Source organism: Acinetobacter pittii ATCC 19004 = CIP 70.29 (assembly GCF_000369045.1).
In the GTDB taxonomy this organism is placed as follows: Bacteria; Pseudomonadota; Gammaproteobacteria; order Pseudomonadales; family Moraxellaceae; genus Acinetobacter; species Acinetobacter pittii.
The window spans coordinates 37,101-49,321 of record NZ_KB849786.1; the positions used below are offsets into that span (position 1 = coordinate 37,101).

Consider the following 12,221-nt stretch of genomic DNA (forward strand, 5'->3'; position numbering starts at 1 on the left):
GCATGAAAATTACTCTTGTAATGGCGAGTGATGAGGAAGGGGGACTAGAAAAGCATGTACTTGAGTTGGCTGCTGGTTTGTCACAATCACATGAAGTATCTTTAATTGCACATCAGAAATATAAAAGTCAGGTGAAAAGTGCGGTGAACTTTGTGGCTTTCGACATGAGTGGTAGCCGTTATAACCCATGGACAAAATATCGGCTTAAAAAATTAATATTGGCGACAGAGCCACAAGTGCTACATGCTCATGCTTCGAAAACAGCAAAACTTTTACAAGGTATATTGAATAGTTTGAATTTTCCATGTGTTGTAACCATGCATGGTGCAAAAAAGAATATTAAAACCTATTTGGCATTTGATCATATTATTTGTGTAAGTAAACGTCTTGCACAAATAGTAGGGCAACCACATAAAGTAAGTGTGGTTTATAATGGGATTTCCTTAAATATAACTGCTCAACCATTTGTAAAGAATAGAAAATTTATTGCAATAGGCCGTTTAAATGAAGTGAAAGGTTTTAATCTTTTATTAGCCGCTTGGCAGAACATTCCTTGTGAATTAACTATTATTGGTGATGGTGAAGAACGGGACAGACTGGAAAAATTGATTAAAGAATATCAGTTAGCTGATCGTGTTAAGCTATATGGTTATAGTAATAATATTCATCCATTGATTGCGGAACATGAAGCCTTAATTGTTTCATCTTTACGTGAAGGCGGTCCTTATACACTTGCTGAGACCTTGTTGCTTGAGCGACCAGTTATTGGTACAAATGTCGGGATGATGTCTGAATTTATTCCCACAGAATTTTTATGTGAACCTAATAATATATTGGCTTTACAGCAGCTCATCCAAAATTATTTAAAAATATCTGATCCAGAGAGTAGTTTTAAAACTGCTTATGTACTAGCACAAGAACAACTTACTTTCACGAAAATGATTGATCATACAGTACAAGTATATCAGTCACTGTTTTCAGTATAGGATTATGTATTGATGACACAACAAAAGGATTTTATTCTTGCATTGACAGATGGTAAACCTGGTCACGAAACTCAAACTCAGGGAATGATTCAGCTATTGAATCAACAGAAAAACTATCAAGTGGAATGGATTCAACTAAATTTACCTAAGAAATGGTTATACCGTGTTCTTAAGTTTCTGTCCAATTTTTCAATAAATACTCATTGGTTATGCTATTTCCTTGATATGAAAACTATCAAGTCGTTAGAACAGAAACAAGTTGCATATATTGTATCAGCGGGGGGAAATACCTTGCTCGCCAATTTGTTGTTAAAACAACATTTACGCAATAATCAAGCCATTAAAAATTTAGTAGCGAGTTCATTACGAGGAATTCGTGCTGATTTATTCGATGTGGTATTTACCATTCATGATCAACAAGCTACATTGCCACATTACTTTTACTACCCAGTTGCACCTAATAAAATGTGTGCTTTGCCTTTGACACGTGATCAGGCACGTGAGCATTTAGGAATTCACAGTGCTGAATTAGTGATAGCAGTTCTAATTGGTGCGAATACCAAAACAGTCAAAATCGGTGATGCTGTACAATGGGCAACTGTTTTACAACAGATTCGGTTGCAATATCCAACAGCGAGATTATTAGTTACGACATCGCGTAGAACGTCAGTTAATTTCGAAAAAGAGTTACAAGAGCTTACTGAACAGTACGATATTTTTCAGGCAAATGACTTGCTAACATGGGTTGCACAAGGGCAAAGTTGTGATATTAAAGACTACATTAAAGCAGCTGATTGGATTTTAGCGAGCCCAGACTCAACCTCGATGGTTGCAGAGGTTATTATGTCCGGAAGCAAATTGCTAGTACTTTATGATGAAGTTGCAGTACAGGATGTGGCTATCAAACAACAATTAAACTCCTTAGCTCAAAAGCGTTGGTTATATTTATTAAATTTTTTAGATGCTCATCAAATTGTTGAGGCTGTCCAAAAATTAAAAGTACAAGACCATACGGGAGAGATGACTCGAAAATTGAATAATATTTTGGGAAAATAAACTAAATATTTAGATTTTATTTTTTAATAATCGCCAACTTGATCATTCAATACATCAAATTCTAGATAAATTTAAAAAATAAAAAGAGCAGGAATCTCCTCTTTTTTATTTTGTTTGCTTTAATAATGCTTTATAAGGAGCAACGAAGCAAATTGATAAAATAAGTTGTATAAGTAGTTTTAGAATATAAATAGGTACAATGTAGAAAGGTAAAGTCTCCAGCGCTGTTATACAGGTTGGCATAATCCGATTATAATAACGACGACGAATAGCTAAAGAAGCATTTTTTCTTAATTCTTTTGATAGACATCTTTGGTTAATTTGATAAGCCTTATTCGCTTCTGGATGTTGATGGGAATAGGCTTTTAAAAACTGTGACATGCTTTGGCGGAACAAAATGACTTGACGTCTAACTTCAAAATGATCTTTTTTCTTTTTTGCCTGCGCAATAACGCTTGTATTATGATAACGAAAATAGTTTAAACATTCATGAGTAAAAAAAATATCGCCTTGTGTTACGATCTTTGCCCAAATTTCCCAATCGCCAATGAAGCGTAAGCTCGGGTTAGCCCCTCCCACATCAAAGTAAGTTTGTTTTTTGAAAATAACCCCACTCGCATTAGGAATAGTATTTTGAGTATTTAAAAATTTTTCTATATATTCAAGCCCTTTCATTTCAAAGTTGTTTTCGAAAAGTTTTGGGTCTACTTGATCTGTAAAATCTTTCCAAGAACCAGTTATTTCTCCTCTAGCGTTCATTCGATATGATTGGCTATACGCCAGTACTAAATTGTGGTTTTTCTCAAACTGTGGTACTAATTTTTCTAAAAAACGAGGATCTGCTATATCATCGGATTCAGCAATCCAGATCAGCTCTCCTTTCGCTAAATGCATCCCTTTGTTCCATTGGTAGAAGGTGGAGCCTGAATTTTTTTCATTGATAATGCAATGAGAAACTTTAGGATGTTTTCGGTATTTTTCTAAAATTTTAGCGCTATGATCTGGTGACAAATCATCTAAAAGGATTAATTCAAATTGTGAATAGCTTTGATTAAGAATACTATTAATTCTTTCTTCTAAATATTGAGCATGATTATAACTTGGGACAATGATACTAACAAACACTGAGTAGAACCTATAACATGAATACTGGTAACGATACTCTTAAAGCAATAGGTCAACAATCGTATCTATCCTATTTTTATAGGTATGATCTCGTTGAACCTTGTCCATTGCTAGTAAGGGATTAATAGAATTTTCTTTGAGTTTGCTTTGCAGTTCGGAAGGGTCTGAAAAAGTTATAATTTCATTTTCTATGCTGAATGCAAATTCAAGATCTTTTACATATTCACTGACTAAAATGCAACCGCAAGCAGGTGCTTCAAAACAACGCATATTCATGCCTTGTCGTATATTTACTTTATTAATGAGGTTAAGAACATACTTATGTTTACGGTAAAGTTCAGCGACATTGGGTAGACTAATATTATGTGGATGAATAATACTGTCATTTTTTACAAGATTATTCCAGCCTTTACCATAAATAGTAATTGGGAGCGGAATTCGTTCAATTAGTTCTTGTCTGTCAGGAGACCAAGCTCCTACAAATAAAAGTCTGTCATTTTTTTGTTCATCCTTCGGAAAAAAGATTTCAGGATTGTAAGCTAGTGGAAGGTAGATTGAATGATCTAATCCTATATCTTTAGCATCTTTAATAAAACTGAAGTCGGTAAAGCAGTATAAGTCAATAATTTCTTTTGTTTTTTTTAGCCTTGAATCAAAAAAATCTCCGATCCAATGAGCTTTTTTGCATGGAAAGTCAGCTAAAACTTCTAGTAGATAATCATTAAAATAAAAGAGATCGGCAATCAATATTAGATCGGGCTGAAATGTTTGTAACTTTTTCTTTAGTAAATTAGCTGTATATATATCTTTATTTGGTAAAATTTTCTTAAGAAATCGTTCACAGGTATTATTGTGATTTAAAGCAAAGCCTTGAATCACATAATTAGGGTGTCGGTGAGAAGTGGCAAGAATATTTTCGAACCATTGCAATATACCCCCACGTTTACCAAGAATGAGTAATTTCTTTTGCATTACTCTTTGTCCGCATTTCCTTTTAAAACCATATAAATCAATGCAACAAAAATGAGCAATGCACCAACCAAGCTACTTACACAGAAAAATAAAATACGTTGATTTGTAGTCATATTAAATAATTCATTTGCAAGAATATAGCGCATGAAAAACCATTGTGCGAGGGAGAATACAATCACGACTAAAGCATGTCGACGTACATCAGGGCGCATAGCCATAAAGCTGACCTCTTAATTAAAAGCAGCCTATTATGCCACTGACGTGCTTTTTCGCAAAGCATAGCTTATGAAAATTGAATGTTTGTTTAATACTGTCTAATAAGAAACCCTGCATAAGCAGGGTTTCTTATTGAGAAAATCTAAAAATTATTTAGATTCTTCAGTTTTTGGCTTTTCACGTAGGCGGATACCCAAGTCACGAAGCTGGTTTGCTTCAACAGGAGCAGGTGCTTGAGTAAGTGGACATTCAGCAGTCTTAGTTTTCGGGAACGCAATAACGTCACGAATTGAAGTCGCGCCAGTCATAAGCATAACTAAACGGTCAAGACCAAATGCCAAACCACCGTGAGGAGGAGCACCATAACGAAGCGCGTTAAGTAAGAAGCTGAATTTCTCTTCTGCTTCTTCATCAGAAATACCAAGCGCTTCAAAAATCGCTTTTTGCATTTCTAATGTGTAAATACGAAGTGAACCACCGCCAACTTCAGTACCATTCAATACCATGTCGTAAGCAACAGAAAGTGCTTCACCTGGATTGCTCTTCACGTCTTCTACGCTAGATTTAGGTAGTGTGAATGGGTGGTGAACAGAAGTCCATTTACCATCGTCAGTTTCTTCAAACATTGGGAAGTCAACAACCCAAAGTGGAGCCCACTCACAAGTTGAAAGATTCAAATCGTGACCAATCTTGACACGAAGCGCACCCATTGCGTCATTTACAACTTTCGCTTTATCAGCACCGAAGAATACGATATCGCCATCTTGTGCGCCAACACGTTCCAACAGTTCAAGTACAATCGGTTCAATGAATTTCACGATTGGAGATTGAAGACCTTCAATTCCTTTAGCGAGTTCATTAACTTTAATGTACGCTAAACCTTTAGCACCATAGATGCCAACGAATTTGGTGTATTCATCGATTGCACTACGTGGCAATGAAGCTGCACCAGGAACACGTAAAGCAACAATACGACCTTTAGGATCTTTTGCAGGGCCAGCAAATACTTTGAACTCTACTTCTTGCATTAAGTCTGCAACGTCAACGAGTTTCAACGGAATACGCAAATCTGGTTTGTCAGATGCATAGTCACGCATTGCTTCGCTATATGGCATACGGCGGAATTTTTCAAATTTTACGCCAAGCAAGTCGTTAAATAATTTAACAGTCATGCCTTCCATCAAATCCATGATTTCATCGTCGTTTAAGAACGATGTTTCAATGTCGATTTGAGTGAATTCTGGCTGACGGTCAGCACGTAAGTCTTCATCACGGAAACATTTCGCGATTTGGTAGTAACGATCAATACCACCCACCATCAATAATTGTTTAAACAATTGCGGTGATTGTGGAAGTGCGTAGAAGCTACCATTTTGTACACGACTTGGTACTAAATAGTCACGCGCGCCTTCAGGAGTTGCACGAGTTAAAATCGGAGTTTCAACGTCTAAGAAACCGTGATCGTCTAAATAATTACGGATCAAGTTAGTTACTTTAGAACGGAAACGTAAGCGATCTAACATTTCTGGACGACGGATGTCCAAGAAACGATATTTTAAACGGTGTTCTTCTGACACGTTAATCGTGTCATCATTTAACGGGAATGGCGGAGTTTCAGAAGCAGCAAGAACTTCGATTTCTTTGCCTAAAACTTCGATTTGACCACTCACCATATTTTGGTTTTCAGTACCTTCATAACGGCGACGAACACGACCTGTAATTTTTAATACATATTCAGAACGTGCTTTATCTGCTGTTGCAAATGCTTCTGGAGTATCTGGGTCAATAACCACTTGAACGAGACCATCACGGTCACGCATATCAAGGAAAATAACACCGCCATGGTCACGGCGACGATGTACCCAACCGCATAGTGTAACGGTCTGGTCGATTTGGGCTTCAGTTAAAGAGCCACAGTAATGAGTTCGCATCATGATGAAGATTATCCAAACTATATTGGCTGAAAGGACGGATGCGTAAACCGCGCACCGTCAAAAAAGTAAGTTTTCGATTATGCCTTGTTGGATGGTTTGTCACAAGAACTAGATCAAAAAACCGCAGAAATTAACCTGAAAATGAGCAATTTGGCAGCGATTTTAGTTATTCATCCCATTCTTTGTTGTCGATCTAAAATCAAGAATAGTAAGCATCCTAAGCTAAAAGTACTTAACCAACCTTGCATAAATTCATTAATGGAGCGGCCCGTGAAATAATAGGTATCGGCATGCCAAACTTCATGAGGAATGTAGCGGGCATAATCCCAAAAAGAAAATAGGCCTAACACTGTAGATAAAAACAACAGACACCATGCAAAAATTTTAATTTTTTTACTTACTTTCCAGTGTTGTTTATAGCGCTGATAATAGTGAACACACATCCAAACAATAAAAGGTAAGGCAAGAGCAGAGGAGCCTAACTGCAAAAGACGATGTAAGGGATAGGGGTGTCCTAAAAGGTGAATATTTGTTGCTAATACATCTTTAAATACAAAAGTCCGAAAGTCTGAGTGTGTTAGACCATCCCATATTAAATGTGTTGCAATTCCTAAAGTAAGTGCGAGTAATGTTCCAACCAAAAATAAAAAAATACGTTTTAAAGAGTTGAGGCCAAGATCATGCTGAATGCCGAAAAAACGGTAAATTACAGGTCGATATAGAAAGTACCAAATAGCACAAAAAATGAAGCCTAAGGCAAGGTTGGGATAAATCAGGCCTTTCCATTGATGTGTCAACATACCTGATTGCATTGTAAATAAGCGGTAAAGATCGGGTGTCATACTTCCAATTGCTAGAGCTGCAACTGGCAAAGTGTTTTGGCTAAACTTTGAAAGAGGTGGCGCTATAACAGCATGAGAGATTGTAAAAGGCATTAGAAATCAAAAATTACTCACATCATCCAAGCAAACAGTCTAGCGAATCATCAGATTAAAAATGTTTTTTATTGCAATACAATTGAAATGTTATAATATAACAAAATAAAACATATCGTGATCCGGGACACATCCAATGCAGTTTTATAAAAATATTTTGACCTTATCCATTTTGGCTGCAATATCGGTACCTGTATTTGCAGCAGAAAGTGAAAATGTTGAAAAGTTAGAAACCATTCGAATTAAGGCTCATCCACTTGAGCAAACGTCACAAGATTTTGCTGTTGCAGATACTGTGGTTGATCAAAAGCATCTGTCGCAAGGCGCTGCTACCATTGGGGATGCACTCAGTAGTGAAGTGGGAATTTACGCGAATCAGTTTGGGGCTGGTTCGAGCCGTCCAGTCATCCGTGGACAAGATGGACCACGTGTTAAAGTTCTTCAAAATTCATCAGAAAATATTGATGTATCGACGTTGTCTCCTGACCACGCCGTCACTGTAGATCCTGTGCTTGCGAAACAAGTCGAAGTAATTCGCGGCCCTTCAACTTTATTGTTTGGTGCGGGGACTGTCGGTGGTTTAGTTAACGTCATTGATAACAAGATCCCTACGCAAATGCCTGAAAATGGTTATGAAGGACAAGTTGGCTTACGTTACAACACTGGAAGTGATGAAAAACTAGCGAGTGCTGGCGTAACTGTTGGCTTGGGCAGCCAAGTTGCTTTACGTGTTGAGGGGTTAACTCGTGATGCGAATAATTATATTGCGCCCAATTATATTCATGAAGGTGAAAAAGAGCGCCGTGTAGACAATACCTTTGCGCAGGGTGATTCAGTTAACGTTGGTTTGTCTTGGATTTATGACCGTGGTTATACGGGTATTTCTTATAGCAACCGTCGGGATCAATATGGCTTACCGGGGCATAGCCATGAATATGAAAGTTGTAGCGCTCATCTAGGTGGAAGACCACATCTGCATTGTGGAGACCATGAACATGAAGAGGGTGAAGAAACTCACGATCATGAACATGAAGAACATGAGCACGAACACGGCGGCCCATGGATTGACTTAAAATCTGAGCGTTATGATTTTAAAACTGAGTTAAATGATCCATTTGCAGGCTTCCAAAAGTTACGTGCGCAAGCAAGCTATACTGACTATCAGCATGATGAAATTGAAGAGGGCGCAATTGCAACCCGATTCCAAAACAAAGGCTATGATGGACGCATTGAGTTAGTACATAACCCGATTGCAAGTTGGGAAGGGGTAATTGGCGCACAGTTAGGTCAACAGAAATTAGATTTAACTGGCGAAGAAGCATTTATGGCCCCGACCACTACCAAAAAGTGGAGTGTATTTGCTTTAGAACATAAACAATGGAAAGACGTACATTTTGAGCTTTCTGCCCGTGCAGATCAGCAAGAAATTGATGTAGACGACAACTCTAAACAAGATTTTGATGGTTCGGCATTTTCTTACGCAGGTGCTGCGAATTGGGAGTTTGTACCGAACTACAAACTTTCTTTTGTCGCTTCACATCAGGAACGTTTACCTTTAGCTCAAGAGTTATATGCAAATGGTGGGCACTTTGCGACAAATACTTATGAGTTAGGAAATGATCAACTCAGTAAGGAAAAATCGAATAATGTTGAGTTAGGTTTGCATTTTGATAATAACAAACTTGATTACCATCTTCATGTTTACCATAACTGGTTTGATGACTACATCTATGCGCAAACCCTTGACCGTTATAAAGACTTCCGTTTAGTTCAATATACTCAAGATAAAGCTCGTTTCTATGGTGCTGAGGGTGAAATTGGTTATCAAATTACCCCAATGTACAAGATCAGTGCTTTTGGTGATTATGTGCGCGGTAAAATTGATGCAGAGGGTAATGCCCCACGTATTCCAGCGGGACGTTTAGGTACTAAAGTTGATGCAGACTTTGGCGATGGTTTTAGTGGTTCTGCCGAGTACTATCATGTCTTTAACCAAGATAAGATCGCAGCTTACGAGACCGAAACTGAAGGCTACAACATGCTTAATCTTGGCGTGGCATATTCTGGACAATATGGTGCAAAAACAGATTATCGTGTTTATATGAAAGCAAATAATTTGTTAGATGACACGGTTTATCAACATGCTTCATTCTTATCAAATATTCCACAAGTTGGACGTAATTTTACTGTAGGTGTTGATTTTAGTTTCTAAGGCTTTAACACGAAACTAAACTTGAAAAATCAATCCAAAAGACCTAATTTGAAACCATCAAGTTAGGTCTTTTTTATGCGTATTTTTCAACGAATTCATCAAAAAATAAATTGGTCAGGGCGTCGTTATATGGCGGTATTACTTTGCGTTGTTGTTATTGCATATGTTGCGTCAGCAATTTACCACACAGTAAAACCATTACCACAAGGGATTAACTTTAGTGGCAAGCTTAGACATGCCGATGTTAAATTTTTAGCAGACAAAACTTATCTTGATGCAAAAGGGCAACAGCAGGTTGACCAGCATATTTTTGATGAAATCTTGAAAATGATTGATGAGGCAAAAACCACAATTGTGGTGGATATGTTCTTGTTTAACTCAGAAGTGGGTGACTCCAAACTCAAGCAAAGACCATTAATGCAAGAGCTAACCGATGCATTAGTAAGTAAGAAAAGACAGAACCGCCAAATTCAGATCGTTATGATTACCGACCCGATTAACTCGGTTTATGGTGGTATCAGCCCTGAACACTACCGTCAGTTACGTCAGGCAGGTGTTGATGTGATTGAAACGAATTTAGCTCCTTTACGAGCTTCTAATCCATTCTGGTCAGGTTTTTGGTATATCTGCTGTCAAAATATTGGCAATAACCCTGAAAAGGGCTGGTTACCGAATCCATTCGGTGATGAAAAAATTACACTGCGCAGCTATCTAAACTTATTTAATTTTAAGGCCAATCACCGTAAGACTGTTGTGGTCGATACCGATGCTGGTTGGAAGTCATTGGTGACCTCAGCAAATCCACACGATGGTAGTTCTAGACACTCTAATGTCGCGTTGGTTGTAACAGGGGCAACAGCTGCTGATGTTCTCCAAACTGAAGCTGCCGTTGCACAAATGTCAGGCAGTAGCTCTCCATCGCTCATTTTAGGTGACTTTGAAAAAGACGTTAGCAAGCCTCAAGTGCAGGTGTTAACTGAAGGCGCAATCTATGAAGCTGTATTAAAATTAATTAATACGGCTAAACCTAAAGAACATCTTGATTTAAGTATGTTCTATTTGTCTGAACGTAAGATTATTAAAGCTCTAAAAAGTGCTCAAGAACGAGGTGTTATTGTTCGTGTTTTACTTGATCCAAATAAAGATGCATTTGGTCGACAAAAGAATGGTATTCCAAACCGTCAGGTGGCTTCAGAGTTGCATGCTGTCGGTATTCCAATCCGTTGGTGTGATACTCATGGCGAGCAGAACCATAGCAAAATGATTTTGAAATATAACGCCCAACACGCTGAATTAATTGTAGGATCCGCCAACTTTACGGCCCGTAATTTAAAAAATTACAACCTTGAAACGGATATGTTGGTCATTGGCAAAGTTCAAGATCAAGTCTTTAAAGATGCGCAAGATTACTTCAATACCTCGTGGTCAAACCTAAAAGATAGACAGATGAGCGTGGATTACGCGAAGTATGCAGATGAATCTAAAGTGAAGTATTGGATTTATCGTTTTATGGAATGGTCAGGGTTATCGACTTTTTAATCACTATCTTTGGAGTTTTCCAAAAATGGCTTGTGCCTAGAGTCATCCACAACCTGCCCAAAATCTGAGATTAAATTGTTTTTGCAATAAAATTAGATAAGCGAAAACAGTGAACAGGTTTTGTGGATGACAAATGCTTTTGGTTACTTTGGGCGAAACCAAAGTAACGAATTAGCTACTACAAATAGAAATTAAAGCGGTAAGACCCTGTCGTGCTAATTAAAAATAGAAAATAAAACTTTGAATATTTTAAGGCGCTGGCGGAATCAATTGATCCAACGCTTTATCATCTAACTTTTCTATTTCACTCAAATCCGTCTTAATTTTCCACTGCGACTCATCGTCAACAGGATTCGGCAAACGCGCTTCAAGCCAATCACAAACCACATCCGGAGAGAATTCAGGATGATTACATTGAATAATCCATGATAAAAAGTCTTTCGCTTCACCGTTCATATAAGGTGGTGGTGAAACAGGAAAGAATAATGTGGGTAGGCGTTCATTTGTCGATAGATAATTTAAAACATGACCTAATTCTTGAACTGTTTGCCATGCAAGTGCATGCTCTACGTCAATACTGAACTTAAACCACCAAGCATGTTCGCCATCTGCTCCATGAGCCATAATACGGGCTTCTTGTACACTTGGAACTTTGCAAAAAAATTGATGAAGACGCTCAAAACTGATTTCAGACACAGCAATTGACCTAGTTTGAAAAATGCTAATGGTAGCACAGATACAGATTCTTCATATTTTCTTTATAGTCATTACAAAGTTTAGCAATCAAAGCGGTTTTATTCATGGTTTCTCCTTGAGTCTCTTTTAATCTAGCTTCATATCAAGATTAAAAGGAAATAGGCCATGAAAAAGCCAATCGTTCTTGTACTTTCGACATTAATGTTAGGTATATCAGCTACCGCGATGGCCGATCCTGGACACCGTTGGAACAATGACCATGGTAAAAACTATGATCGATATGAGCATCGTGATGACCGCCGTCATGATTATCGTAATGATCACCGAGCGCCAGTTTGGTCAAATGCTGATCGTGGTAAGCATTATGGTAACTATGTTGCTTTTAAACGTGGTGAGCGTATTCCTACCCAATATCGCCATAGCCGTTATTATGTTTCGGACTGGAGAGCGCACCGTTTATACGCGCCACCACGTGGATACCACTGGGTTAAAACCCCTAATCAATACTTATTAGTAGACTCAAGACACAACATTTACCGAGTTCGTTAAA

At 37.9% G+C, this 12,221-nt stretch carries 11 protein-coding genes; 5 read left to right on the top strand and 6 right to left on the bottom strand.

Annotation, left to right across the window (positions count from 1 at the left end; genetic code table 11):
• Positions 1-2: 2 nt before the first annotated feature.
• Positions 3-986 (top strand): glycosyltransferase, encoded by a 984-nt coding sequence (locus F928_RS04535; RefSeq protein ID WP_002116302.1) that lies wholly within the window; start codon positions 3-5, stop codon positions 984-986.
• A 12-nt stretch (positions 987-998) separates the two neighbouring features.
• Positions 999-2,042 (top strand): ELM1/GtrOC1 family putative glycosyltransferase, encoded by a 1,044-nt coding sequence (locus tag F928_RS04540; protein ID WP_002116052.1) that lies wholly within the window; start codon positions 999-1,001, stop codon positions 2,040-2,042.
• A 105-nt stretch (positions 2,043-2,147) separates the two neighbouring features.
• On the opposite strand, the gene F928_RS04545 is transcribed toward F928_RS04540, so the two are convergent.
• From F928_RS04545 to F928_RS04565, 5 genes are all read right to left on the bottom strand, one after another.
• On the bottom strand, positions 2,148-3,167 hold the full coding sequence (locus F928_RS04545; RefSeq protein ID WP_002116408.1) for a glycosyltransferase family 2 protein: 1,020 nt from the start codon (positions 3,165-3,167) through the stop codon (positions 2,148-2,150).
• Between the two features lie 39 nt (positions 3,168-3,206).
• Complete coding sequence (locus F928_RS04550) at positions 3,207-4,139, bottom strand: CgeB family protein (protein WP_002116205.1); 933 nt, start codon at positions 4,137-4,139, stop codon at positions 3,207-3,209.
• Entirely contained in the window at positions 4,139-4,357 is a 219-nt protein-coding gene (locus tag F928_RS04555; RefSeq protein ID WP_002116556.1) for a hypothetical protein, read from the bottom strand. Before F928_RS04555 ends, F928_RS04550 begins: the two co-directional genes overlap by 1 nt.
• Positions 4,358-4,504: 147 nt before the next feature.
• Entirely contained in the window at positions 4,505-6,289 is a 1,785-nt protein-coding gene (gene aspS, locus F928_RS04560; protein WP_002116046.1) for an aspartate--tRNA ligase, read from the bottom strand.
• Between the two features lie 170 nt (positions 6,290-6,459).
• Positions 6,460-7,224, bottom strand: a complete 765-nt coding sequence (locus tag F928_RS04565) for a DUF4184 family protein (protein WP_005072679.1) — start codon at positions 7,222-7,224, stop codon at positions 6,460-6,462.
• 136 nt (positions 7,225-7,360) lie between these two features.
• On the opposite strand from F928_RS04565, the gene znuD reads away from it, so the two are divergent.
• Together znuD and F928_RS04575 are read left to right on the top strand one after the other, a co-directional pair.
• Positions 7,361-9,436 carry a zinc piracy TonB-dependent receptor ZnuD gene (gene znuD / locus F928_RS04570; RefSeq protein ID WP_005072682.1) on the top strand — a complete coding sequence of 692 codons (2,076 nt, stop codon included), beginning with the start codon at positions 7,361-7,363 and terminating at the stop codon, positions 9,434-9,436.
• A gap of 75 nt (positions 9,437-9,511) precedes the next feature.
• Positions 9,512-10,975, top strand: a complete 1,464-nt coding sequence (locus tag F928_RS04575; RefSeq protein ID WP_002116040.1) for a phospholipase D family protein — start codon at positions 9,512-9,514, stop codon at positions 10,973-10,975.
• 249 nt (positions 10,976-11,224) lie between these two features.
• Here the strand turns inward: F928_RS04575 and F928_RS04580 are convergent, their stop codons facing one another.
• A complete protein-coding gene (locus F928_RS04580) occupies positions 11,225-11,671 on the bottom strand; it encodes a hypothetical protein (RefSeq protein WP_002116392.1) in 447 nt (148 codons plus the stop codon).
• 165 nt (positions 11,672-11,836) lie between these two features.
• Here F928_RS04580 and F928_RS04585 point away from each other — a divergent pair, with 165 nt between their 5' ends.
• Positions 11,837-12,220, top strand: coding sequence for an RcnB family protein (locus F928_RS04585; RefSeq protein ID WP_005072685.1), 384 nt, complete (start codon positions 11,837-11,839; stop codon positions 12,218-12,220).
• Position 12,221 lies beyond the last annotated feature (1 nt).

Bases quoted from the DNA above. Each gene is read 5' to 3' on its own strand.
- F928_RS04535 (WP_002116302.1), top strand. From the start codon at position 3: ATGAAAATTACTCTTGTAATGGCGAGTGATGAGGAAGGGGGACTAGAA.
- F928_RS04540 (WP_002116052.1), top strand. From the start codon at position 999: ATGACACAACAAAAGGATTTTATTCTTGCATTGACAGATGGTAAACCT.
- F928_RS04550 (WP_002116205.1), bottom strand. From the start codon at position 4,139: ATGCAAAAGAAATTACTCATTCTTGGTAAACGTGGGGGTATATTGCAA.
- F928_RS04555 (WP_002116556.1), bottom strand. From the start codon at position 4,357: ATGGCTATGCGCCCTGATGTACGTCGACATGCTTTAGTCGTGATTGTA.
- aspS (WP_002116046.1), bottom strand. From the start codon at position 6,289: ATGATGCGAACTCATTACTGTGGCTCTTTAACTGAAGCCCAAATCGAC.
- F928_RS04565 (WP_005072679.1), bottom strand. From the start codon at position 7,224: ATGCCTTTTACAATCTCTCATGCTGTTATAGCGCCACCTCTTTCAAAG.
- znuD (WP_005072682.1), top strand. From the start codon at position 7,361: ATGCAGTTTTATAAAAATATTTTGACCTTATCCATTTTGGCTGCAATA.
- F928_RS04575 (WP_002116040.1), top strand. From the start codon at position 9,512: ATGCGTATTTTTCAACGAATTCATCAAAAAATAAATTGGTCAGGGCGT.
- F928_RS04585 (WP_005072685.1), top strand. From the start codon at position 11,837: ATGAAAAAGCCAATCGTTCTTGTACTTTCGACATTAATGTTAGGTATA.